This window comes from Shewanella kaireitica (assembly GCF_023284045.1).
GTDB lineage: Bacteria > Pseudomonadota > Gammaproteobacteria > Enterobacterales > Shewanellaceae > Shewanella > Shewanella kaireitica.
The window spans coordinates 129,288-153,759 of record NZ_JAKIKQ010000007.1 but is presented as its reverse complement, the minus strand read 5'-3'; the positions used below and the strand labels follow the sequence as shown (position 1 = coordinate 153,759).

At 42.6% G+C, this 24,472-nt stretch carries 21 protein-coding genes and 1 riboswitch; of the genes, 20 read left to right on the top strand and 1 reads right to left on the bottom strand.

Annotated elements, in window-relative coordinates:
- Positions 1–61 precede the first annotated feature (61 nt).
- Positions 62–1,402, bottom strand: a complete 1,341-nt coding sequence (bioA, locus tag L2730_RS11470) for an adenosylmethionine--8-amino-7-oxononanoate transaminase (RefSeq protein WP_248974722.1) — start codon at positions 1,400–1,402, stop codon at positions 62–64.
- A gap of 229 nt (positions 1,403–1,631) precedes the next feature.
- On the opposite strand from bioA, the gene bioB reads away from it, so the two are divergent.
- The 20 genes from bioB (at position 1,632) to L2730_RS11370 (ending at position 24,179) form a co-directional block, all read left to right on the top strand.
- On the top strand, positions 1,632–2,684 hold the full coding sequence (gene bioB / locus L2730_RS11465) for a biotin synthase BioB (protein ID WP_248974721.1): 1,053 nt from the start codon (positions 1,632–1,634) through the stop codon (positions 2,682–2,684).
- A 103-nt stretch (positions 2,685–2,787) separates the two neighbouring features.
- Positions 2,788–3,975 carry an aminotransferase class I/II-fold pyridoxal phosphate-dependent enzyme gene (locus L2730_RS11460; RefSeq protein ID WP_248974720.1) on the top strand — a complete coding sequence of 396 codons (1,188 nt, stop codon included), beginning with the start codon at positions 2,788–2,790 and terminating at the stop codon, positions 3,973–3,975.
- A gap of 55 nt (positions 3,976–4,030) precedes the next feature.
- Positions 4,031–4,801: a methyltransferase domain-containing protein gene (locus tag L2730_RS11455; RefSeq protein WP_248974719.1), complete on the top strand. Its 771-nt coding sequence runs from the start codon at positions 4,031–4,033 to the stop codon at positions 4,799–4,801.
- A gap of 26 nt (positions 4,802–4,827) precedes the next feature.
- Positions 4,828–5,493 (top strand): dethiobiotin synthase, encoded by a 666-nt coding sequence (gene bioD / locus L2730_RS11450; protein ID WP_248974718.1) that lies wholly within the window; start codon positions 4,828–4,830, stop codon positions 5,491–5,493.
- Positions 5,494–5,786: 293 nt separating this feature from the next.
- Entirely contained in the window at positions 5,787–6,650 is an 864-nt protein-coding gene (gene htpX, locus L2730_RS11445) for a protease HtpX (protein WP_248974717.1), read from the top strand.
- Positions 6,651–6,952: 302 nt separating this feature from the next.
- Positions 6,953–7,300, top strand: a complete 348-nt coding sequence (gene cctA / locus L2730_RS11440) for a tetraheme c-type cytochrome CctA (RefSeq protein WP_020913003.1) — start codon at positions 6,953–6,955, stop codon at positions 7,298–7,300.
- 303 nt (positions 7,301–7,603) lie between these two features.
- Positions 7,604–10,372 carry a nitrate reductase gene (locus L2730_RS11435; protein ID WP_248974716.1) on the top strand — a complete coding sequence of 923 codons (2,769 nt, stop codon included), beginning with the start codon at positions 7,604–7,606 and terminating at the stop codon, positions 10,370–10,372.
- Positions 10,373–10,374: 2 nt separating this feature from the next.
- Positions 10,375–11,286: a uroporphyrinogen-III C-methyltransferase gene (gene cobA / locus L2730_RS11430; RefSeq protein ID WP_248974715.1), complete on the top strand. Its 912-nt coding sequence runs from the start codon at positions 10,375–10,377 to the stop codon at positions 11,284–11,286.
- A complete protein-coding gene (locus tag L2730_RS11425) occupies positions 11,279–12,460 on the top strand; it encodes a glycosyl transferase (protein WP_248974714.1) in 1,182 nt (393 codons plus the stop codon). Before cobA ends, L2730_RS11425 begins: the two co-directional genes overlap by 8 nt.
- Positions 12,451–13,008 (top strand): ANTAR domain-containing response regulator, encoded by a 558-nt coding sequence (locus L2730_RS11420; RefSeq protein WP_248974713.1) that lies wholly within the window; start codon positions 12,451–12,453, stop codon positions 13,006–13,008. Before L2730_RS11425 ends, L2730_RS11420 begins: the two co-directional genes overlap by 10 nt.
- 305 nt (positions 13,009–13,313) lie before the next feature.
- Entirely contained in the window at positions 13,314–15,941 is a 2,628-nt protein-coding gene (gene nirB, locus L2730_RS11415; RefSeq protein WP_248974712.1) for a nitrite reductase large subunit NirB, read from the top strand.
- Entirely contained in the window at positions 15,938–16,264 is a 327-nt protein-coding gene (nirD, locus tag L2730_RS11410; RefSeq protein ID WP_248974711.1) for a nitrite reductase small subunit NirD, read from the top strand. The genes nirB and nirD overlap by 4 nt, the downstream gene beginning before the upstream one ends.
- 16 nt (positions 16,265–16,280) lie before the next feature.
- Positions 16,281–17,762: a NarK family nitrate/nitrite MFS transporter gene (locus tag L2730_RS11405; RefSeq protein WP_248974710.1), complete on the top strand. Its 1,482-nt coding sequence runs from the start codon at positions 16,281–16,283 to the stop codon at positions 17,760–17,762.
- 73 nt (positions 17,763–17,835) lie between these two features.
- A complete protein-coding gene (locus tag L2730_RS11400; protein WP_428848454.1) occupies positions 17,836–19,617 on the top strand; it encodes a bifunctional protein-serine/threonine kinase/phosphatase in 1,782 nt (593 codons plus the stop codon).
- 80 nt (positions 19,618–19,697) lie between these two features.
- Entirely contained in the window at positions 19,698–20,840 is a 1,143-nt protein-coding gene (locus tag L2730_RS11395) for a tetratricopeptide repeat protein (RefSeq protein ID WP_248974709.1), read from the top strand.
- Positions 20,841–21,524: 684 nt separating this feature from the next.
- On the top strand, positions 21,525–22,160 hold the full coding sequence (locus L2730_RS11390) for a LuxR C-terminal-related transcriptional regulator (protein WP_248974708.1): 636 nt from the start codon (positions 21,525–21,527) through the stop codon (positions 22,158–22,160).
- 258 nt (positions 22,161–22,418) lie between these two features.
- Positions 22,419–22,775 carry a purine nucleoside phosphoramidase gene (gene hinT, locus L2730_RS11385; RefSeq protein ID WP_220737495.1) on the top strand — a complete coding sequence of 119 codons (357 nt, stop codon included), beginning with the start codon at positions 22,419–22,421 and terminating at the stop codon, positions 22,773–22,775.
- Entirely contained in the window at positions 22,772–23,275 is a 504-nt protein-coding gene (locus tag L2730_RS11380; RefSeq protein WP_220737494.1) for a PaaI family thioesterase, read from the top strand. The genes hinT and L2730_RS11380 overlap by 4 nt, the downstream gene beginning before the upstream one ends.
- Positions 23,268–23,738 (top strand): PaaI family thioesterase, encoded by a 471-nt coding sequence (locus tag L2730_RS11375; protein ID WP_248974707.1) that lies wholly within the window; start codon positions 23,268–23,270, stop codon positions 23,736–23,738. Before L2730_RS11380 ends, L2730_RS11375 begins: the two co-directional genes overlap by 8 nt.
- 51 nt (positions 23,739–23,789) lie before the next feature.
- Complete coding sequence (locus tag L2730_RS11370) at positions 23,790–24,179, top strand: YcfL family putative periplasmic lipoprotein (RefSeq protein WP_248974706.1); 390 nt, start codon at positions 23,790–23,792, stop codon at positions 24,177–24,179.
- A 120-nt stretch (positions 24,180–24,299) separates the two neighbouring features.
- Positions 24,300–24,431: riboswitch (TPP riboswitch) on the top strand.
- The last annotated feature ends 41 nt before the right edge of the window (positions 24,432–24,472 follow it).

The window sequence follows — 24,472 nt, the reverse complement described above, 5'->3', positions numbered from 1 at the left end:
TAGCAAACGGCTATGGTGAGGTATGTAAAAATAAAAAGGAGTGCCCAAACTGAATTATTGATTAACCGTGGCTGATAAAGTTAGTGTCATTGCTTGGCAGTGATATTTGCTTAGCAACTGCCTTCATCGCACTTGTTAGTTGTGTTAACTGGCTACTTGAGATGGTGTACGGCGGCATAATATAGATTAGGTTTGAGAAGGGTCTTATCCATACACCAAGATCAACAAACTGTTGTTGAAGCGCAGCGGTGTTCAAGGTTGAACTCATCTCTAATACACCCACTGCACCAAGCACACGAACATCGACAACATTGGTGTAGTCTACTGCTTCAGCGAGTTCTGTTTTCATTTGAGATTCAATGCTGCTGACTTGTTTTTGCCAGTGTTGCTCGTTAATTAGCTCAAGGCTTGCAATGGCTGCAGTGCAAGCTAACGGGTTGCCCATAAATGTCGGTCCATGCATGAAAACGCCTGCTGGGGAATCACTCACACCTTGAGCCACTTCATCGCTGCACATCGTTGCCGCGAGTGATATGTAGCCACCAGTGAGGGCTTTACCTAAACACAATATATCAGCTTGAATATTGGCATGTTCATAGGCAAAGAGCTTACCGGTACGGCCAAAGCCTGTGGCAATCTCATCTAGAATCAAAAGTACATCATATTTATCACACAATTTTCGCAGCGCGCTCAAATACTCCGGATGGTAAAAGCGCATACCGCCAGCCCCTTGCATAATGGGCTCAATTAGCACTGCGGCGATCTGTTGATGGTTATCTTCAAACATATTGCTAATTGATTGCAGTTCTTCCGCATCGAAGCATTCAGTAAAACGTGCTTTAGGTTCTGGGGCAAACATCTGCTCAGTGACGAGCTCACCAAACATTGTGTGCATGCCTCCCTCAGGATCGCACACGCTCATGGCTGCAAATGTATCGCCGTGATAGCCGCTCTTCACTGTTAAAATTTTCTGTTTACTGGGTTTATTTCGTCCTTGCCAATACTGAAGAGCCATTTTCATAGCGACTTCAACAGCGATGGAGCCAGAGTCTGCTAGAAACACCTTGGTTAGACGCTCGCTTGTCATGTCGACAAGCATTTTTGCCAGCTCAACAGCAGGACGGTGGGTGATGCCGCCGAACATCACATGGCTTAGTTGTGCTGTTTGGCGTTGCATTGCGGCGACAATTTTAGGATGGCTGTAACCGTGAACACAAGCCCACCAAGAGCTGGTTCCGTCAATCAGCTTAGCGCCATTGTCTAAGGTTAGCTCAACGCCTTCTGCACTTACAACACCGTAGGTAGGTAAGGCATTGTTCATCGAGGTATAAGGGTGCCAAAGGTGTTTGGCATCAAACTCCAAATCAATAAATTGATTGGTACTCTGTTTATCTATGCTCATAATTTAACCGTCAGTAAACCTTTTAAGCTGATTGGCATTGACAGGTTAAGGCTTGTCGGTATCCTAGGCAAGATAAATATTAAATAAATAGCGTTGACGTGTTTAGCTAACATATTGTTTGTGTTGGTAATATGTGAGGTTTTGTTCGTCTGCCTCTTAGTGTTTTGTAAACGTCAACCAGATAAAGCACCGCTTAAAACTTAGAGTGTGAGCCGCAAAAGGATAAAACATGTCAGAAGTACAAGTGAGAAATAACTGGAAACGCGAAGAGATTGAAGCCATGTTTGCGTTACCGATGAATGACCTGTTGTTTCAGGCCCACAGCGTACACCGTCAGGAGTTTGATCCTAACGAAGTTCAAATAAGCCGCTTACTTTCGATTAAAACTGGTGCCTGTCCTGAAGATTGCAAATACTGTCCACAGAGTGCTCGTTATGATACCGGCCTTGAAAAAGAGCGTTTGCTGGCCATGGAGACAGTGTTAACCGAAGCTCGCAGCGCAAAAGCGGCTGGGGCTTCTCGTTTTTGTATGGGAGCTGCATGGCGTAACCCTAAAGAGCGTGACATGCCATACCTAAAAACCATGGTCGAAGAGGTCAAATCTTTGGGCATGGAAACATGTATGACATTGGGCATGCTCTCAGCGGATCAAGCGAGTGAACTGGCAGATGCTGGGCTCGATTATTACAACCACAATTTAGATACGTCGCCAGAATATTATGGCGATGTGATCACCACACGTACATACCAAAATCGATTAGATACCTTGTCAAATGTTCGTGCTTCAGGCATGAAAGTTTGTTCCGGCGGCATCGTGGGCATGGGAGAAAAAGCCACTGATAGAGCGGGATTACTACAGCAGTTAGCCAATCTTGATAAACATCCAGATTCAGTGCCGATTAACATGTTAGTTAAAGTGGAAGGCACACCGTTTGAGAAGATAGATGATCTGGATCCGCTTGAGTTTGTAAGAACGATTGCCGTTGCGCGGATTATCATGCCTAAATCGCGAGTACGGTTGTCGGCAGGTCGTGAGAATATGACTGATGAGTTACAAGCTATGTGTTTCTTTGCAGGCGCTAATTCAATATTTTATGGTTGCAAACTGTTGACCACACCAAACCCAGAAGAAAACGATGACATGAGTTTGTTTAGACGTCTTGGGTTACACCCAGAGCAGGGCATTGCAGCGACCAAAGAGCAAGATGAAGCGATGCTTGCTAAAGCGGCCGCGCAGCAAGATAAGAAAGCGTCCGCTTTTTATGATGCTGGTGCACTGTAAATACCTAAGCCAGTTAATTTAGAAGCTTCTTTAACAGAAACATACCGTTAACAGCGATGACTGCTAACGGTAATTAAGTCTCGCTCTCACATTGAGTAATGTTATGTCTGATGTCGCCACCAAAAAATTACAGCCGCTTCACGATAGAGTGGTAGAGGCTAATCGGTCTTTGGCAGACAAAGGGCTGTTAAGAAAACGGGTTAAAGTTATGCTTGACCCTGAACACGCCAGCTGCTTTGAAGTGGATGACTTGCCCTATATTAATTTTAGCAGCAACGATTATCTAGGACTTTCTAGAGATGCAAATGTAATTGAAGCCCTGTATAGCGGTGCAAAAGATTTTGGTGCTGGTGGTGCTTCTTCGCCTTTAGTCATTGGATATAATCAAGCACACCAGCAGCTTGAACAGGCATTGTGTAACGCAACTGGGCATGAAGCCGCACTGCTTTTCTGTTCCGGTTTTACTGCGAATCATGCATTGATGAAAACTTTGTTTAATGACTCCGATAGGGTGCTTACTGACAAGTTGGTGCACGCATCCGTTATTGATGGCCTGCAAGATAGTGGTGCGACACTAAAACGATTTATACATAATGATGTTGTATCTGCCGCCCAAAATATTGAACGCCACGGGCCTTGCGCTGTGATCACTGAAAGTGTTTTTAGTATGGACGGTGATATAGCACCGCTGGCAGAGCTATCGGCATTGTGTCAACAGCAGGGAGCGTGGTTCATTGTCGATGATGCCCACGGCTTTGGCGTTATCGGGGATAATGGCATGGGCGCCTCTGCAGTTGATGGCGACATCCATATCGATGCGCAGGTGGTTACATTTGGAAAAGCGTTAGGCGGACAGGGTGCTGCGATACTTGGAAGCCGGGATTTGATTGACTACCTAGTGGCAAATGCGCGGCAGTATATCTACTCGACAGCACTTTCGCCGGCAAACGCAGCGGCGGTGACGGCATCTATCAATACCATTATTGCTAAGCCGCAACTTAATGAAAAGTTACAGGCTAACGTAGTCACTTTTATTGCTAGCTGTGAGGCTGAAAATATTGCATTAACCGATTCAACTACTGCAATACAACCTATTATTATCGGTGATAGTGCTAGGACTCTGGCAATCGCTAAAAGGTTAAAAGAACATGGTTTTTGGGTCGGTGCAATTAGACCACCAACAGTGGCTCAGGGAAGTGCTAGGTTAAGAGTGACGTTAACTGCCGAGCATTGCGAAGAGGATATCCACGCGTTTGTTGCCGTACTAGCAGGTATTTTACAAGACCAATAAGGGTCTTGTTTAACTGCATGATTATAAACTCCCATAGCGTATAGGATGTAATGACGTGAATTCCGGGGAAGAGCAATTAACTACTAATGTCGCCAATAGATTCTCTGCGGCGGCATCTTCTTATCACTCACACGATGTCTTGCAGCGAATAGCGGCGAAGCATCTGTTCAAGCTGATGTCACCCTCTGCACGGTTACTGGATCTTGGCTGTGGTCCAGGTACAGACTTTAGTGGGTTTAATGCAATAGAGGACGTGATTGGTGTTGATATCGCACAAGGGATGCTCAATACCCTTAAAGCTGACTTTCCTGCTTACTATGGACTTCGTGGTGATGCGCAAAACTTACCGTTGCTTTGTGACTCAATAGATACCGTTTATTCTAATATTGCATTGCAATGGTGTAGCAATCTCGCCATAGCGATTAATGAAGCTAATCGGGTACTTAAAGCTGGTGGCGAGTTTAATGCCAGTATTGTTGCAGAGAACAGCCTATATCAATTGGCTGATTTAGGTTTAAACGTCAACAGTTTTAACAGTGAACCAGAGATTAAACACTGTTTTGATAAAAATTTATGGGATGGGGTGGACATTGAGACTCGTGCCATCACTGTCTACTTTAGCGATTTTAAGTCTCTTTTACAGTCAATTAAAGGTGTTGGTGCATCAACCGTTGATCCTAAATTTCAGCTTAATCAACGCCACGTCACATTGAGAGGGCGAGGTGATTGGCAAGAATTAGTTAATAAGGCAGAGTTAAGCCGCGGCCCTGAAGGGCTGCCTTTGACTTATCATATCAGTTTTATCAAAGCGACAAAGACGCGTTAAGAAAGGCTGAAAACCTTGGAGTATGCATGACTTATTTTGTAGCAGGGACCGACACTGACTGCGGTAAAACATTAGTGTCGTCAGCATTGTTAACAGTAGTGAAAGGTGAGACGGTTGGCTTCAAGCCTGTGGCTTCTGGGTGTGAGCAAACTGAACAAGGTTTAAGAAATAGCGATGCACTTGCATTGATGGCAGCATCGAGTATTAAGCTACCTTATGATGATATTAATCCATTCGCATTTGCGCCTGCTATCGCTCCGCATATCGCAGCTGCCGCACAAAATGTCACGCTGACTCCTGCACGCATTCAAGCTCAACTTAATATGGCCGAGCATCTCGGTGCTGACTTTGTTGTTATTGAAGGGGCTGGAGGCTGGCGTTTACCTTTAGGTGACGGGCATTATATGTCTGAAGTCGTGCAAGCAATGAAATTACCAGTCATCTTAGTTGTGGGCATGAAGTTAGGTTGTCTTAACCATGCTTTATTGACTGTTGAAGCGATTGAGCGTGATGGTCTAGTAATTGCGGGTTGGGTCGCTAATCAAGTCGACTCAAAGATGGATAATCAATTTGAAAACTTAGCATCCTTGCAACAGATGATCTCAGCCCCATTTATTGGTCATATTCCTCATCTTGAAAATCCGACTGCAGAAGAAGCGGCTGAATACCTTGATGTATCAATTTTGGCTTAAAGCGTAACGCCTTTCCTTTTAATAGCCCTAAAATGACGTAAATTTGTCCATTCTTGTTAGGGCTATCTCTCTGTTAAAAAAGATTAATCCACATCGGCGTCAATTTTGAGCCTAATTAAGATTAGATTAATAAAAACTGCATAAAATCAGCCAACCTGATAAAGAAGGCGACTGAGCTAGAATTAAATTGGTCGTATTGTTTTTTACTCACTTCCCCTTGAAAAAAACAAATTGGGACATATTATGTCTTTAAGAGTGTTTATCAGGATTATTTCGATCCTACAGGAGCTTAAATGAAGCGTATATTTTTACTGATTGCTACTAATATGGCGATCTTATTAGTGGCATCAATCGTGATGTCTATCTTAGGTGTGAACACATCAACCATGAGTGGCTTGTTAGTCTTCGCTGCAATATTCGGTTTTGGTGGTGCATTTATCAGTTTGGCTATCTCTAAGTGGATGGCTAAAAAGACAATGGGCTGTGAAGTTATCACTACCCCTCGTGACAACACAGAGCGTTGGTTAGTTGAAACTGTCGCTCGTCAAGCAGAGCAAGCTGGTATTAAAATGCCAGAAGTTGCTATCTACCAATCGCAGGAATTCAATGCGTTTGCTACAGGCCCAAGTAAAAATAACTCTTTAGTTGCTGTTAGCAGTGGTCTGCTTTATGGCATGAACCATGACGAAATAGAAGCGGTACTCGCCCATGAAGTTAGCCACGTCGCTAACGGTGATATGGTGACATTGACTCTTATTCAAGGTGTTGTGAACACTTTCGTTATTTTTGCTGCTCGTGTCGTTGCAGGCATAATCAACAACTTCGTTGCAAGTAATGATGAAGAGGGCGAAGGCCTTGGCATGTTTGCTTATATGGCTGTAGTGTTCGTGCTTGATATGCTATTCGGTATTCTCGCTTCAATCATCGTTGCTTACTTCTCACGTATTCGTGAGTTTAAAGCTGATGAAGGCGGCGCACGTTTAGCGGGTAAAGAGAAGATGATTGCTGCGCTTGATAGACTAAAGCAAGGCCCTGAAACAGGTGCTATGCCAGCATCGATGTCAGCTCTTGGTATTAACGGTAAAAAATCAATGGCCGAATTGATGATGAGCCATCCGCCACTTGAGAAGCGTATCGCAGCACTTCGCGCGAGTTAATTCAGCGCTAACTAATGAAACACAGTGCGGGTCTAGCTGATACGGATTGTGTTTTTATTAGTCTAAATCAAGGTGATAAATGCTGCCATATTACATTCTATGCCTCGACTGAGTGGTATAGTTTGATGGAGCGCACGTTTTGCTAATAATCACAATGTTATGATCTTCAAACTAAATTAGTTGCGAATTAGCTAATGCTTAGCTAAATTAAGCTTAGTCGTGCTAATAATATTGATCGCAAGATGGAAACGAAACTTACTTATAAAGTTTCCACTATGCGAACATCAAATGAGGATACAATTGTGAGCAAAAAACTACTAAGTGCAATCTTTGGTGCGGCAATCGCAGCATTAGCGTTATCTCCTTCTGTGTTTGCTGAAGGCCAAGAATTGGCTGAAATGCATGCTGAAATGGATGGTTGTGAAGCGTGTCACGCTGACGGCTCTCCATCTGCAGATGGTGAATACGAATTTGAGCAGTGTCAATCTTGTCACGGTACACTAGATGAGATGGATGCAGTCCATCAGCCACACGATGGCATGTTAATGTGTGCTGATTGTCACGCACCACATGAAATGAACGTGGGTGATAAGCCAACTTGTGACAGCTGTCATGACGATGGTCGTACTGCAGAGTCAACACTTAAGTAATATTAAATGTTACTTATAAAAACCAGCGAATAGCTGGTTTTTTTGTGCCTAAATTTTACCTTTCCTCCTTCTTAAACGTGACCATTCTGCTAATCAAACAAACGGAATACCTCTTTGTGAGTACTTAGTTTTTATATTTATCAAAGACTTGCGTGATTTCGGTGCGTAGCTTTGCCCTGTTGTAGTACATTATCGCCTTGAATATTTGCCCAATGTTACCTATCCCCTTTTTAAACAACTACTTATAGAATGGCATGAGATTTGCGATATCAGTGATAGAAGCAAACGAGGGGAAAGCAAATCATGCCAAGCTGTAAAACAACCTGTGCATATTGTGGTGTTGGTTGCGGGGTCAGAGTAGAGAAGGTCTTTAAAGATCACGCTGAAGATACTTCAATAGAGCAATCCTTTGTGGTGAGTGGAGATGCTGAGCATCCTGCAAATGCGGGTGATTTGTGTGGCAAGGGTTTAGCGTTAATCAATAGCCTAAGCTTACCAAACAAGCTGTTATATCCACGCATGAAAAAAGATGCTGTCAATATCGAGAATATAAGCTGGGATACAGCGATATCAGAGATCGCGATAAAACTCAAAAGTACTTTAATTAAATATGGCCCAGAATCAATTGCATTTTACCTGTCAGGACAGCTGCTTACCGAAGATTATTATGTTGCCAATAAACTAGCAAAAGGCTTTCTCGGTACCGCTAATGTGGATACTAATTCGAGATTATGCATGTCATCTGCGGTAAGCGCTCACATACGCGCTTTCGGTGAGGACGTCGTGCCAGGTTGTTATGAGGATCTGCAACTTGCAGATATAGTGGTATTAGTCGGTGCTAATACAGCTTGGACACACCCAGTTTTATTTAAAAAAATAATGGCAGCTAGGGCTGAACATGGTACTCAACTGGTGGTTGTTGACCCTCGTGTGACAGCCACTGCATCTCAAGCGGATCTGCATCTACAGCTTACGCCAGGTTCTGATCTGCATTTGTTCAACGGTCTACTTAGCGCTATTGCAAGTCATCAGAACTGTAACGATAAATATATAGAGCAAAATACAGAAGGGTTCGCTCAAGCACTAAAAATGGCGCAAGAAAGTGCTGGTACTGTTACCGATATTGCTCTTCATACAGGGCTTAATCCTGAAAAAATCACTGAGTTTTACAGCTTGTACCTGCAAAATAAAAGAGTTGTTACCGCCAGTAGCCAAGGCGTTAATCAGTCTATTTTAGGCACCAATACTAGTAATGCGATTATTAATTGCCATTTGGCGTTAGGTGATATTGGTCAAGCTGGCTGTGGACCGTTATCACTTACAGGTCAACCAAACGCTATGGGCGGGCGTGAAGTTGGTGGACTGGCAACTCAACTTGCTTGTCATCTTGGATTTTCTGAGGAGGAGCGTCAACTCGTCGCTCAGTATTGGCATACTGATAAATTACCAAAGTCAAAAGGCCAGACAGCAACAGAAATGTTTGCTGCGATGGCGAGCGGCAAGATAAAAGCGGTGTGGATCTTAGGGACGAATCCGGTGGTTTCTTTGCCTGATACGCAGTTAGTCAAAAAAGCTCTGACTGAATGTGACTTTGTCGTGGTATCTGATATCACCGCTGACACCGATACTGCACGGTACGCGGATATTTTGTTACCGGCACAAGGTTGGTCAGAAAAATCAGGTACAGTCACTAATAGCGAACGAACCATTAGCCGACAACGGCGTTTTGTGCAGCCCCAGGGGGATTCAAAGGCCGATTGGTGGGCGCTATGTGAAGTTGCCAAAGCGCTTGGGTTTGACTCGGAATTTGACTTTAAAAACAGTGCCGAAGTTTTCAAGGAATATGCTCAACTAAGTGCGAGCGTAAAGCAGCACTTTCCACAGAAACAGTTCTCAATCGCAGGACTTGCAAACCTGACACCGGATCAATACCAGCATCTTATGCCGACTCAATGGCCGATTGATGATATTGACGCGATGGGGCAAAAAAACAAACGGCTCTTTAATTATGGAGTATTTGCAACCACAACGGGTAAGGCGCAATTTGTCGAAACACCATTTTCAGCAGAAATTGCACCAAAGCATTTTGATGATGGCTCTTTAAACGTTAAACAAGTGCGTTTGAACAGTGGTCGTACTCGGGATCAGTGGCACACGATGACGAAGACAGGGCATATTGCCAAGTTGGCTACTGCCGATTATCAGCCTGAACTAAGGCTAAATGTGTCAACATCGATTAAGAATGGACTGGTTGAGGGGAAATTTGCCGCGCTAGACAGTGACAACCTAACCGACCCCTTGATTGCCAGAATTGTTATCGATAAATCAATACTGAATGATAGTGCTTTTTTGTCTATGCATTGGTCATCGCAATTCAGCAAGAGTGGTGGCGTTAATAGTGTTGTTTCAGTAGCTGTAGATCCCCATTCAAAGCAACCTGGATTTAAGAATCAATGGGTTGAAGTCAAGCCCTTATCCGTTGTCGAGCAAGGAATAGAGTGGGGAGAAGCCGTTGTTTCTCATGAGTTACTTTGCTGGGATGTAAAACAACAACTTGATGGTGGAGTTTGCCGACATATAGCTGCAGATAAGGCATTTTCTCAGTCACTGACTGAGTTTAAACAAGCACAAGCTTCGGCTTTAGTTACCAGCGCTCGTGGGCATCTCATGCAGTGGCGCCAGCAGGGTAAACTCATCACTTGCATGGTGTACCAGGGCCGCCTTAACACGTTAGTCATCACAGGTTCTGAGCAATTAGATGTTGATACTAATGCGATTCAATCACTGATAAATCATTCGTTTAATCCGGATTCGATTAAAAAACTACATCAAATATTGCGTGCAGGTAGCAGTCAAATAGTATGTGCCTGCACAGGGGCGACTCAATATGATATTGAATCGCAGATGAATATAGATATCTCGAATGGCGTCGACAATGCCCCATCATTGATTGAAAAAGTACAGCAGACACTAAAGTGTAGTGCGGTCTGTGGTAGTTGTTTAAATCAAGTTAAAGAGATTGCTGACTGTGTCATTGCACAGAAGCAGAGACCAAACAGGGAGGTTGCTTAGTGATGCTGAATTCCACAAAAAAACCAGTGCAATTGGACAATAATCTACCCCAACAATGTTTGAGCAAAGAACAGTTGTCTACGTTAAATGAAACAATTGCCATGCAAAATGCGGTTGGTTTTGATGAAAATCGGATTGCAATTGTCGGAGCGGGCTGTGGTGATATTGATCTACTGACTATTAAGGCTGCACGAGCAATTATTGGTGCACAGGCAATCGTCTATGACAATTTAGTGAGTAGAGATATTTTACAGTTAGCGACTGACGATTGCGAATTACATTATATGGGTAAACGCTATGAGGAGCCGAGTGCGACCCAAGAGCAGATAAACCTAAAACTACTTCAGTTGAATCAACAAGGTAAGGTGGTTATTCGCCTTAAAGGCGGCGATCCGAATGTATTTGGTCGTGGTGCTGAAGAGGCTCTGTTCCTCGCTCAACATGGTATCAAAAGTGAGTTTATCGCAGGTGTTACAGCTGCTTTAGGTTGCGCGGCAAGTGCTGGGATCCCGTTAACACACAGGAAAGTGTCTCGCTCGGTGACTTTTGTGACCGGACATAATTGTGATGACTCTGCTGTTGAATGGGGCGGTTTACTGGCTTCAAAAAGTACACTTGTGTTTTATATGGGAAAAGAAAGAGCTGCAGATATCGCCCATGGTTTATTAAAAGCTGGTGCCAAGTTGTCGCTACCAGTTGCTTTTATCTCTAATGGCGGCCGCAATAATCAGCAGGTAACCACGACAACGATTAAAGATATGGTTGATGCAGCAAAAGCGATAACGGTTGATGGTCCAACACTGTTGATGGTTGGCGAGGTGGTCGCTATAGGTCAGGAGCTTGCTGACTGTATGAGTTCGCTTGATTTTGGTCAAATGGTTAACAACTTACCACTTGAGCATGCATATGGATAATCATGCCACAGAAGGTCGATTAGTGAACATTACTGAACCTTATGAGTATAAACAGCTAGTCAGAACCCTTGCTAGGGGAAAGAAGGGGTCTCGTTCGTTAAATTTTCTTGAAAGCTATCAACTCATTCGCGGTTTTTACGATAATTTTGGCAACGTGACTCAGCTAAGTGTGGCACTAATGTTGATGCGAGTTAAGGGGGAGAGCGCTGAAGAGGTTGCTGGCGCCGCTATTGCGTTAAAAACAACGATAGAGAGTAACTGGCAGCAGCTTGATGTCGATATTGATTGGCCCTGTTATGGCGCCAAACGCGATCAATTACCCTACCTATTACTCAGTGCCAAACTACTGGCATTGCAAGGGTATCGGATTTTATTGCATGGGGATGACAAGGCGTTACCTCATCGGCAACATATTGCAAAATTCGTCGATGTATTAGGAATTAGTACAGTTTCAACTGCGGCGGAAGCTAATGTTGCGTTAAAATCTGCTGGGATCTGCTATGTAAATGCCGACAAGTTGTCGAGACTGGTTCACTCATTTAGCGAAATTCATCAAGAGCTTGGTCTAAGAAGCCTGTTTCAAAGTGCTATTCGCTGTATCAATCCGTCAAATGCAACACTTAGTCTTAGAAGCTATTTTCACGCGGGGTTAGATGATATCCACTTTAATGTGGCTCGCTTAATGGCCGAATATGAGCCTGACCTGCGTCAATCTAATGTTGCCGTATTTAAGGGGTATCAAGGCGAGTGTGAGTTGAGCCCTAGAATCTCCACTGCAATTAACATTTTTAGCCCTAGTGGCCAGCGCCAAATAGCCTTGCCTACTCAGCTTGACGGCTTGATTGGTCGTAAAGCAAATGCGTTACAGTTGGCTCCTCAATGGCTATATTTACTTTGGCATGAACTTTCGATGTCTGTTAACAACCATAGCGATAAAGCTCTTGATTCAGCAGAAGCTCACAGAGCACAAGCTGCCGTGATGACGAATGTAATGGCTGTTCTGATGCTACTGGACTCCAGTATTCAAATTGATGTGGCTAAGAGACTGGCTAAGACATTTTGGCAACAGAGACACCAGAGTGATTCAAAAAATGGTGTTACTGAGCTAGAAAAACAAGGTTGTAGTAACCCTGGGGCAGATTCTATTGGCGTAGGGAGCAAAGCATGCGCTTAGTGAGTTTGGTTGAGGAATTAGAAAGTCATGGTCTGATTGAAGCTGGAAAGACGCATGATTTTGATTTAGTTAGCTTGAAATCAATATCTGAATTTGAACGGTTCGAACTTAAAACCAGCAGGGATGTCGTACTTTTAGTCGTTGAAACTATGACTGCTTTACATTTGCAGTTTATTGAACGCTTGATGACATTTGCACCCGTGCCGCTGATCATTACCGCAAGAAATGCTGAGGAGCCGCTGTTGTCGACATTGTTGCAATGCGGTCGAATAACCTTTGTTCCTCAACATCTTGATTTTTCGCGCCTTATGAAAATTGTAGAACTGGCGCAAGTGCGTTTTGAAACAGTCAATCGCTTACACCAAAAGGTCGCTGAGCTTGAACATCATCTAGAAGGAATAAAACGTATTCAATTGGCTAAACATGACTTGCAACAGTCGGGGTTGTCAGAGCAAGAGGCCCATAGAGTTGTTCAGAAAGTTGCTATGGACAGACGAATAAGCTTGCCTGATAGTGCGGCAAAATTTTGTAAGAATCAGCTGCGTTAGTTTGCACATAAATAATCAATATCTATCCATATTGGTGCAAATGAGAACGCTATGACCTGCAAATATATGAACTATGAAGAAGTAGGTTAAAATAAACGCTTTAATTACAGTCTCTTATATGTATTTCGCAGCAAGATGAATACTGGCACAGTCTTCGCTACTTTTATGAGTAACTCAGCAGCGGTTTTTATCCGCCATTAATAGCAATAAACAATTTGAATTTTTGGCAAAGGCGCCATCTCCTATAGGGAGATTGGCGCCTTTTTGTTTGAAATAAATAGTATAGGACACAAAAGGGGCGAAGCATGAAAGTAGATAAACCCAAGTTAGTCATAGTGGGAAATGGCATGGTTGGCCACCATTTTGTGGAGCAATTATGCGAACAACAGCTTAATCGACATTATGACGTTACGGTTTTTGGTTCAGAGAGTTTGCCTGCATACGATCGGGTTCAACTGTCAAAGTATTTCGAATCAAGTAGTGCCGATAGTCTGATGTTAGCTACTGAGACTGACTATGCCGCCCAAGGTGTTGGTTTACAGCTAGGGCAACAAGTCAGCAATATTGACCAACATAATAAACAACTGACAGTGAATGGTGAGACAGTCTTTTATGACACGCTTGTTTTGGCTACAGGGTCTTTTCCTTTTGTACCGCCGATAAAGGGCAATGACCGTCGTGATTGTTTAGTTTATCGCACTATTGATGATCTGGAAGCTATTGAACAAGCTGCAACGACGGCCAAGTCAGGTGTCGTTATTGGTGGTGGATTACTGGGGCTAGAGGCTGCCAATGCGCTGAGTGCTTTAGGGCTCGATACCCACGTGGTTGAGTTTGCACCGCAACTGATGTCAGTGCAATTGAATGACAGAGGTGGTGAACTATTAAAGCAGAAAATTGAAGCGTTAGGGCTTGGTGTGCATTTAAGCAAAGCAACACAAGAGATTATTGATGGTGAGCGGGCGCAACATCGACTTAATTTCAGCGATGGCAGTTTTTTAGAAACGGATATGATTGTATTTTCCGCAGGGATCCGTCCTCAAGATGCATTAGCTAGAGAGTGTGGTATCAGTATTGGTGAACGCGGCGGTATTGTTATCGATGACTGCTGCCTTACATCCGCCAAGGACGTATACGCCATCGGAGAGTGTGCCCTTTGGCAACAACAGATCTTTGGTTTAGTCGCTCCTGGCTATCAAATGGCAAAAGTTGCCGTGTCGCAGATAGCCAAGCAGCTACTTGATAATTCATTAGTCTCGCCGGCTACTGAGGCGTTAAGGTTCACCGGTGCAGACATGAGCACAAAGCTAAAACTGCTTGGGGTTGATGTAGCCTCCATTGGTGAGAGTCGTGGTTTTGAACATGCACAATATGTTGAGCTCAGTGACGTTCAAGCTGGCGTTTATAAAAAACTCTGGCTTGATGAAACTGGTGAGTATCTGCGAGGGGCTGTACTAGTTGGCAATGTTGATGACTACAGCCATCTGCTTAGTCAATACTTATCGGGAGAAGCGTTAGAGGATCCCGCTGTCACATTGCTAATGGTTGATGATTCTGCGCCACTAGTGCTAAAGGACAACGCCATTGTTTGTTCATGTCATCAAGTAACAAAAGCGGATATTGTTGAGCAAGTTATTGCCGGAAAGCATCAGCTCGCGGAGATAAAAAGTTGTACCAAAGCAGCGTCTGGTTGTGGAGGCTGTGCAGCCGTGGTGCAGCAGATCATCGACGAAACCATGCAGGCACAAGGACTAGAAACAGAGTCAGGGATCTGCTGCCACTTTGATTATGATCGCCAAGCATTATTTCATTTGTGCCAAGTGGAAAATATAAGTGATTTCGAGCAACTTTATCAGCTCCATGCCAAAGACGCCTCTAAGTTAGCGCTAGGTTGTGATATTTGTAAACCGGTTGCTGCTTCTATATTTGCCACCTTAGAAAACGAATATGTGCTCAATGAGAAGCACGTCGCTCTGCAAGATAGTAACGACGCTTATTTAGGTAACCTACAAAAAGATGGCAGTTATTCTGTAGTGCCGAGAGTTGCTGGGGGCGAGATCACCCCAGATAAACTCATAGCAATGGGGCAGATAGCCAAACGATATGACCTTTATACCAAAATCACTGGCGGCCAACGTATCGACATGTTTGGTGCGGCACTTTCAGATCTGCCAGCTATTTGGTCGGAACTGATTGCTGAAGGTTTTGAGACCGGACATGCCTATGGTAAATCACTGCGAACTGTTAAATCTTGTGTAGGTAATACTTGGTGCCGTTACGGTGTACAAGACTCTTTAGGGTTGGCGATTGCATTAGAGAACCGATACAAAGGCCTTAGGTCACCTCACAAGATAAAGTTTGCCGTTTCAGGCTGTACACGTGAATGTGCTGAAGCGCAGAGTAAAGATATTGGTGTTATTGCTACAGAGAAGGGCTGGAACTTATTTGTTTGCGGTAATGGCGGGATGAGGCCTAGACATGGCGATTTGTTTGCAACCGATCTCTCAACTGAACAACTTGTTAGTTATATTGACAGAATTCTTATGTTCTACACAAAAACAGCGGCGCGATTGCAGCGTACGTCGGTGTGGCTTGAGTCTTTAGTAGGCGGCCTTGAATATTTGCAATCAGTGATTGTTGATGACTCTTTGGGCTTAGGAGCGGAATTAGAAAGCCAGATGAGTAAAATCGTCGCTAGTTATCAATGTGAATGGAAAACCAGCTTACAAGATGACGTTTTTCTGCAGCGTTTTAATGAGTTTATCAATCCTAACGATGCTCCTTTAAGGGATGAAACACAGTATCAATATCAACGAGCACAAAAATTTCCGATGAGTTCTGAGGTACAAACCTTCGGTGCCGTTACACATGGATTATCGAAAACGGGCGATATCGCAATTACGCAGTTAGATGAAGAGGAGGTGTTGGTATGAATTGGATAACTATTTGTGATGAACAAGCTTTGCCGGCCAAAAGAGGTATTGCTGCATGGGTTGCGGGTAAAGCGGTGGCGGTTTTCCATCTTGGAGATGCTGGCATTTATGCTATAGATAATATCGATCCAGCAACGGGGGTGAGCGTGTTATCACGTGGCCTGCTGTGTGAATTTGATAATGAACTCTATGTTGCTTCGCCGCTGCATAAACAACACTACAGCCTAACAACTGGTCGTTGCTTAGAAAATGAAGCACTCAGCATTGATATATATGAAATAAAACGTCAATCAGGCAAGATTTTAGCACGATTACCCGCTTAAGGATGAGGAGAGAAGTATGAATAGCAAGATTACTGCTGAGACTGGATTTAACCTTTTTTCTTTTTCAGGAAAGATGAAAGTGATGCACTTGAGCTGGATGGCATTTTTTATCACCTTTATGGTTTGGTTTAATGCCGCTCCTCTGCTTAGCGTAATTGCTGACAGTATAGGATTAACTAAATCACAGATTAAAACACTGCTAATTCTTAATGTCGCTTTAACTATCCCTGCTAGAGTGTTGATAGGCATGGTCACCGATAAGTATGGACCTAGGCTTGTCTACTCTTTGTTATTGGGTATTTGCTCGATTCCCTGCTTTATGTTCGCGCTAGGGACAACGTTTGAGCAGTTGGCACTAGCGCGATTCTTACTTGGGTTTATCGGTGCTGGTTTTGTGGTTGGCATTCGTATTGTGAGTGAATGGTTTCCAGCAAAAGAATTAGGCACTGCTGAGGGGATATATGGTGGCTGGGGGAACTTTGGCTCTGCCGCCGCAGCTTTTACTCTGCCTGCTGTTGCACTTGCTTTTGGTGGCGCTGATGGTTGGCGCTACGCTATTGCTTTAACTGGATTGTTGAGTTTAGCTTTCGCATTTATTTACTATTTCAATGTAACAGATACCCCTAAAGGTTCTACTTATTTCAAACCCAAAAAAGCAGGTGCACTTGAAGTAACCAGTAAAGGCGATTTTGTACTTTTACTGGTGATGAAATTACCCATGTACGCGACACTTGCGCTGCTTGGTTGGAAGCTGTCTCCTGAGGGAGTGAGCATGTTTAGCCATCAAGTTGTTTATGGCATCTATGCTTTACTTTGCTTAGTTTTAATAGTCGATATTTATCAAACCTATCAAGTTAATAAGCAAGTGTTTACAGGTACGGTTCCTGAATTTGAACGTTACGAATTTAAGCAGGTAGCGGTTCTTAATGTTCTGTACTTCTCAACATTTGGTTCAGAGTTGGCTGTGGTGTCCATGTTACCTCTCTTTTTCGCTGAAACGTTCGGTCTTGGATTAGCTCAAGCTGGTTTAGTCGCATCCTCTTATGCTTTTATGAACCTAATGTCCCGACCTGGAGGGGGGTGGCTCAGTGACCGTTATGGTCGTAAGTCAACATTGATGATATTGACTGCTGGGCTAGCGATTGGATATTTTGGCGTCGCGCAAATTGATGCAACTTGGGCGTTACCCTTTGCCATCATTATGGTGATGGCATGTTCTTTCTTTGTACAAGGAGGCGAGGGCGCAGTATTTGCGGCAGTACCGCTTATTAAACGTCGTTTAACGGGACAGATCGCAGGCATGACTGGCGCTTACGGTAATGTTGGTGCTGTATTTTTCTTAACTGTCTACTCTATGGTTTCTACGCAAACTTTTTTCTATGTCATTGCTGCGAGTGCTTTAGTTGGCTTTTTAACCGTGTTCTTAATGACAGAGCCTAAAGGCCATATCGCCGAAGTGAATGAAAAGGGGGAAGTAACCCTAATAAGTGTTAATTAGTAGGGGCTTAGTGAGTATGATGGCAAAGGTTATGGTTGCTAATGATTCAAAAGACACAATGTCCCCATTGACAATGAGTGATGATATTGAATGCCACAAGCCAAAGCACAGTTTAGTCATTAAGGCTGGTCAGTATTCTGATAAAGGCGTTAAAGCGGCCAATGAAGATGCCATTGGGATCCGTATTCCCAGTGGCCTAATGTTAACGACGAAGGGAGCTGTTGCAGCTATCAGTGACGGTGTGAGCACTGCAGAAGGCGGCGCAGCAGCATCCGCTATCAGCGTCAGTAATTTTCTTGCTGACTATTACTCGACACCTGATCCCTGGTCAGTACAAAAATCAAGTACTCAAGTATTAACAGCGCTGAATCGTTGGCTTTATGGGTTAGGACAAGATTACCGAGATGCCCGCAGAGGCTACGTCTGCACCTTAAGTGCATTGGTTTTCAAGTCACGTCATTTGCATCTTTTTCATCTGGGTGATTCAAGAGTTTACCGCTACCGTAATGGTACATTGGATAAGCTAAGCCACGATCACACCAGTATAGTGGGCAATAATCAGCGTTATCTTGCCCGAGCTTTGGGGCTAGATGTTAATGTTGAGGTGGACTATCGCATGTTAGCGCTAGAGGAGGGAGATCTATACCTGTTAACGACTGACGGTGTGCATGATGTTATAACTGATTTTGAATTAGAGCGGAAGTTAGCGCGATTTAATCAAACTCCACAAACTAGCAGTTTGAACGCGCATTTCACTGACGAAAGGAGTGATAGATTTTGCCATGAACTAGTCAATTCAGCTCTCAATTCTGGCTCCCAAGACAATGTTAGTTGTCAGTTACTATGTATCGAGGCCTTACCAGAGCAAACCATTGATGAAGTTTATCAGCATCTGTCTAGCTTGCCTTTTCCACCACCACTAAGTGTTGGAATGAAGCTCGACGGGTATACAGTGGTAGATGTTTTACATCAAAGCCAAAGAAGCCAAGTCTATCTAGTCAGAAATCAGCAAGATGACTTATTGTGTATGAAAACGCCTTCAGTTAATTATCTAGATGATGCAGCTTATATCGAACGGTTTTTATTAGAAAGTTGGATAGGAAAACGAATTAATAGTCCTTATGTGGTTTCTATCGTTGAGCGTGATAAACGGAAATCTGCGCTTTACTACCTAACGGAATACCTCGATGGGCAATCATTAAGCCAATGGATAAAACATAACCCGACGCCAGATATACAAGAGGTGTTGGCTCTGTTAAAACAATTAGAAATAGGAGTGAGAGCGTTTCACCGTAAAGAAACTCTGCATCAAGATCTAAAACCTGACAACTTGATATTGACCAAAGATGGACAGCTCAAAATCATTGATTTTGGCTCTTGCTTTATTAAAGGAATTGCTGAGATCTCCAGCCCTCTTGAGCGAGACCAAATACTAGGTACAGCCGATTACTCTGCGCCGGAGAGCATCCTTGGTTATCAAGTGACTCAAAGCACTGACCTCTACTCTATTGCCGTCATCGCGTTTGAAATGCTTACGGGTCAGTTACCTTTTAATGGTAAGCAGCAGGCCTGCAAATCTAAATTAGATTTTATAAGACTTGAGTATATTCCAAGTTATGAGATTAACCCTTTGATCCCCATTTGGATGGATGATGCTCTTAAAAAGGCGCTTAGCGTGGCACCTGAAAAGCGTCAAGCAGACTGCAGCGAATGGCTCTTTGAAATGACTGAGCCGATAAAGACATGGCAACGTTCGGTGGTTAAACCTGCATTAATAGAACGTAATCCGCTTCTATTTTGGCGCTCATTGAGCGTATTTCTTGGGTTAGCTTTACTGCTACTTGCTCTATTCTGAGGTGGTTTATCGAACTGTTGTAGTTAGTATCTGCTTGGTATACCTTTGAATATATGGACATAACAATGTAAATGGAAATTATGAAGTACTTATTGTTAGTATGTTTTATTATTAGCGGTTGCCAGATTGTGCCTCCTCCGACTAAACAGCCTGCTCAGATGCCGATATTAGCGTATGAAGCAGATGTCAGCGATTATGAAATACCTGAACCAGAAAGCTTATTGTCTTTAACTGCTGAGCAAGTTGCAGAGTTTAGGCGCTTTCAATTACAGAGTGATGTCAACACATTACTTCCGTTTCAACAGGTCAAACATTTTCTTGAAAAACGCTTGGTCAACTTTAATTATGAAGGCAAAAACTACAGTGCTGCAGAGGCGCTAGAACTCAACCAAGGTAACTGTATGTCATTGGCTCTTTTAACCTATGCAATTGCCAGTGAGTTCCAAGTCGATATATCATTTCAACTCTTGCATACTATGCCTGTTTTACTTGATGTAACAGACCGATACTCTGTCACGTCAGATCATGTTAGAACATTTCTTTATGAGACCAATAATGATGGAAGCAACACTTTATTTTCTGGCAATAAAAGCGTTGTAATAGACTACTTTCCTAGTCGTTATGACAGAGGTGGAAAAAAGGTAGATACTGATGAGTTCTTCGCTATGCTGTATCGAAATTTAGCTGCGGATGCATTGTTCAGTGATGACTTACCACTAGCCTATTTATTGCTTAAGAAAAGTTTATCTTTTAGCGAGGTATATGCTCCATCTATTAATATGTTGGCGGTTGTTTTACGACGATTAGGGGATGTAAAAACCGCTGAGAGCTTGTATCGATATGGATTAGAGGTTTCAGAAGATAAAGTGACGTTGTTGAGTAATTATCACTATTTACTGGTTCGCCAAGGTCGCATAGTTGAAGCCTTAGCTGTGAAAAAACAATTACTTGAATTAGATGATAGCAGCCCTTATAAATGGTATTTAGTGGCGCAAGATTCGATAGCCGCTGCAGACTACCTAAGTGCAAAAGTGTACCTGAACAAATTTATTGATAACACATATTACTTTCATAGAGCGTATTTTGATTTAGCAAAGGTACATTTTAAACTTGATGAACCAGAACAGGCCAAGAAAGCCCTGCGCAAAGCACTCGATTATACGGACTTACCGAGGAACCAGCAGCGTTATCAAGCTAAGCTAGCATGGCTAAAATCACGTTAGCTTATACTCGTACGAACACCAAACTCTAATCTGAAGTATAGTTTTTAAATTAAATACTCTACTTTCGGTGCTTATGAATTTTTTGAGCCATAGTACATTAAGTTGTTGTCGCTGAAAAAGTGATAGCAAACTTTCTGTAATTAGATTGTAATTAATAACTATTTGTTCTAATAGCATGAAGCACTGAAGTTATGAGCCGAAAAATAAAAAACATGAATTAAATTTTTGTTATTAAGTATTATAATGCAGTTAACAGGAATGCTTTTTACAGAGGGCATATTAAAAGGGATATAAATTCATGATTTTAAATAGCTATCTTCACCTTTATTTGTTTTTTCATGTGTAAAGAGTTTTAATTCAGATACTTAGTGGTTTTACTGGCTGTGGGGTTTGTCTTTTACACTATCACTTTAAGTTTAACCGATAGGTGATTTTAAGTGTTCTATGTCTATTGGCTGTAAATATATAACTTCACTTAAATATTATTCATTTTGGCAAGTCAGTCATTAGTGCTATCTATATAGTTGTATTAGCTACATATGTAGGTATTGAAGGCTGATGTAGTGTTAGCACCTTGAACATTAGAATATTTCAATATTTAATTCTTTTTGTTCGTTTATTATCTTTAATGTGTATTACACTTATACACACAAGGATAGTTTTACGATAAACATGGAGAGTCGGATGTTTAAGGTTATGCACTGGGTTATGGTTACCCGCTCACAAATATTAGTTGATCTGCTTAATACTCGTTGGCCCCAACAGTTTTTAGTCAAAATTCATAATGTTGCGCCAGATAATATTATAGATAATTTTACTGAGAATCGTGTTGGCCTAGTGTTAATCGATCTTTCAAGTGTAGATATTCAAAAGGCATATCAAATCCAGAAGAAATTGGATAAAGAGCGCAGTGGTGTGCGGGTTGTGTTTATACATTACCCTCAGCAAGTCGATGCTCGGTTTTTAGTTCAGCAAAATATCACTGCTGGTGTTTTCTACTCTGATGCAACCTTAGACAGCATCGGTATTGGAATGTCTAAAATTGTACATGGACAAACGGCAATTCCTGATGAATTTAATCGAGCGCACCTAAAAGATGTGGAAGAAGATGAAGAGTCTGATACTTTGACCATGCGAGAGCGAGAGGTATTGCAGGTATTACGATCTGGTAGTACTAATATTGATATTGCAAATCAATTGTTTGTAAGTGAAAGTACCATTAAAACTCATCTGTATAGAGCCTTTAGAAAAATAGGTGTATCGAGCCGCGGACAAGCAATCGCATGGGCTCAAACAAACATGCATGAAGTTGTCTTGTAATTAGCATCAACCTTTTGCATTAGGTGAATCTAACAGCGCTAGGCCTCGGCGCTGCTTGGATTGAATTCATTAGTGCTGCAGATAGTTGTTGTCGCTTTTATGTATGGCGACTTTAAGCCTATTTATTTTAACCTTTATCGCTACAAATTGACTCTTATCCAAAGTTTACTTTGCTGATTGCACGCCAAAAATCGTCAATCGCTTGATGCACTTTTTCGAGTATACTAGAAGATAACTTATGTTAACGAGGACAGCAAAGTGGCCGAAGAAACCATATTCAGTAAAATTATTCGACGTGAGATCCCCGCAGATATTCTATTTCAAGATGAGCTGGTAACCGCATTTAGAGACATTAGTGCTCAAGCTCCTACTCACATTCTGATCATTCCTAACCACCTCATCCCTACAGCAAATGATATAAAAGCCTCGGATGAAAAGGCGCTCGGAAGAATGATGTCTGTAGCGGCTAAGCTAGCGCAAGAAGAGGGAATTGCTGAAGATGGTTATCGATTGATCATGAACTGCAATGAACACGCTGGACAAGAAGTGTTTCATATTCATATGCACCTAGTTGGAGGTCACTCATTAGGACCTATGTTGAGTAAAAATCGATGAAAGAAACTGCCGATGTTTTCCCGTTAACGGAGATGGCAAGTCGATTTGTAGCGCAGCTCACTCAATGCCAAAAGTTAAAACTGAAAGTGCTTGAAGGCAGTAGCAAACATGTCCTTATGGAGCTTCCCTATGACACTCAACTTATCGGTTATCCAGATACTGGCGTCATTCATGGCGGTGTTATCACAACCTTAATGGATACTGCTAGTGGTTGTGCTGTTGTTTGCTCTATTTTTGATAAGTTTCGCTCGTTAGAGATTTCACCAACGCTCGATCTTAGAGTTGATTACATGAAACCTGCAGAGCCTTTTAAACCAGTATACGGCTTCGCCCAGTGCTATAAATTGTCATCTAGCGTTGCTTTTACTCGAGCGATTGCTTATCAAGACTCTATAGATGATCCGATTGCCCATGCGGTGGGTTCATTTATGCGTATTAGCCCCGAAATGGTCGGTGAAGAGTTTAGACAGGCATTAATGGGGGAACCACGTAATGATTAACCCAAGCGCTGATGAGTGTGAACAAGCAAAGCTCGATGTAAAAAGTATTATTCGTAAAGCCACAGAGCTCAATGATTTTGGGCATCTACTGGAACATGTCCCCTACGCAAAATTCATTGGCATGGAAGTCGACCGGTTTGGTGATGAGTTAATCTTTAAACTACCCGCAAAGGATGACAATATTGGTAATCCAGTATTACCTGCACTTCATGGGGGCGTTATAGCGGGTTTCATGGAGATGTCCGCAATCGTTCAATTAATGGTGTTTATGCAAACCAGTAAAGTCCCTAAAGTTGTGGATTTTTCCATTGATTATTTAAGGGCTGGTTACCATAAAGATAGCTTTGCAGAGTGTAAGATCACTCGACAAGGCCGGCGGGTGGCAAATGTGAGTATTAATTGCTGGCAGACTAACCGTAAGCATTTAATCGCTACCGCAAGAGCACATTTCTTAATCGACTAAACTAGCTTATTCTTGTATTAACAATCAAAGAGTATATTTCAGGGAACTAACATGAAAAAACTGATCTTAGCCTTGTTCACAGTCTTATTTGTTACAGCATGTGCGCCACATACAGCAGGCCTGATGGCAGGCTCTAAAGGTGAAGTGCGAATAGATAATAGTACCTTTGGTAAAGAGGTCGAAGTTCAAAGTGTAATGGCTCGTCCTGAGGGAGGATTCCTGCAAGGAAGTGGTACTATTGTCAGCAAAGTTTCTACAGATTTACGCTTACAGTACAAATTTACTTGGTTCGATACTAGCGGTATGACAATTGATGATGAAGGTGTCAGTTGGAAGTCGGTTAAGCTTCATGGTAAGCAACAGCTACAAGTATCTGCCGTTGCACCAAATGCTAATGCTAGCCGATTTGAACTGTACGTAAGAAAAGCATTTTCAAATTAAGCTTTAACAGCTCAAGTTCACATATGTTAATAAAACGTCAGCAGGTTTGGCGTTTTTTTATGCGAAACGTTCAGGTAACGCAAGAAGGGTGTCATGCTTTTGTAAAATTCATGTATAATCGGCCAGGCCAAGGGGTGTTAAAGTCTATAGAGCGAAAGTTGTAATTTTATAGGCTTAACTGAGATGTTGAAAAACAAACCCTTTGAACCTGATCCGGCTAATACCGGCGTAGGAATGGGCCACAATTCATTTCCCGATCGCTTCTTTATGTTGCCGGATCTCAAAATTAAAAT

Bases quoted from the DNA above. Each gene is read 5' to 3' on its own strand.
- bioA (WP_248974722.1), bottom strand. From the start codon at position 1,402: ATGAGCATAGATAAACAGAGTACCAATCAATTTATTGATTTGGAGTTT.
- bioB (WP_248974721.1), top strand. From the start codon at position 1,632: ATGTCAGAAGTACAAGTGAGAAATAACTGGAAACGCGAAGAGATTGAA.
- L2730_RS11460 (WP_248974720.1), top strand. From the start codon at position 2,788: ATGTCTGATGTCGCCACCAAAAAATTACAGCCGCTTCACGATAGAGTG.
- bioD (WP_248974718.1), top strand. From the start codon at position 4,828: ATGACTTATTTTGTAGCAGGGACCGACACTGACTGCGGTAAAACATTA.
- htpX (WP_248974717.1), top strand. From the start codon at position 5,787: ATGAAGCGTATATTTTTACTGATTGCTACTAATATGGCGATCTTATTA.
- L2730_RS11435 (WP_248974716.1), top strand. From the start codon at position 7,604: ATGCCAAGCTGTAAAACAACCTGTGCATATTGTGGTGTTGGTTGCGGG.
- cobA (WP_248974715.1), top strand. From the start codon at position 10,375: ATGCTGAATTCCACAAAAAAACCAGTGCAATTGGACAATAATCTACCC.
- L2730_RS11425 (WP_248974714.1), top strand. From the start codon at position 11,279: ATGGATAATCATGCCACAGAAGGTCGATTAGTGAACATTACTGAACCT.
- L2730_RS11420 (WP_248974713.1), top strand. From the start codon at position 12,451: ATGCGCTTAGTGAGTTTGGTTGAGGAATTAGAAAGTCATGGTCTGATT.
- nirB (WP_248974712.1), top strand. From the start codon at position 13,314: ATGAAAGTAGATAAACCCAAGTTAGTCATAGTGGGAAATGGCATGGTT.
- nirD (WP_248974711.1), top strand. From the start codon at position 15,938: ATGAATTGGATAACTATTTGTGATGAACAAGCTTTGCCGGCCAAAAGA.
- L2730_RS11405 (WP_248974710.1), top strand. From the start codon at position 16,281: ATGAATAGCAAGATTACTGCTGAGACTGGATTTAACCTTTTTTCTTTT.
- L2730_RS11400 (WP_428848454.1), top strand. From the start codon at position 17,836: ATGAGTGATGATATTGAATGCCACAAGCCAAAGCACAGTTTAGTCATT.
- L2730_RS11395 (WP_248974709.1), top strand. From the start codon at position 19,698: ATGAAGTACTTATTGTTAGTATGTTTTATTATTAGCGGTTGCCAGATT.
- L2730_RS11390 (WP_248974708.1), top strand. From the start codon at position 21,525: ATGTTTAAGGTTATGCACTGGGTTATGGTTACCCGCTCACAAATATTA.
- L2730_RS11380 (WP_220737494.1), top strand. From the start codon at position 22,772: ATGAAAGAAACTGCCGATGTTTTCCCGTTAACGGAGATGGCAAGTCGA.
- L2730_RS11375 (WP_248974707.1), top strand. From the start codon at position 23,268: ATGATTAACCCAAGCGCTGATGAGTGTGAACAAGCAAAGCTCGATGTA.
- L2730_RS11370 (WP_248974706.1), top strand. From the start codon at position 23,790: ATGAAAAAACTGATCTTAGCCTTGTTCACAGTCTTATTTGTTACAGCA.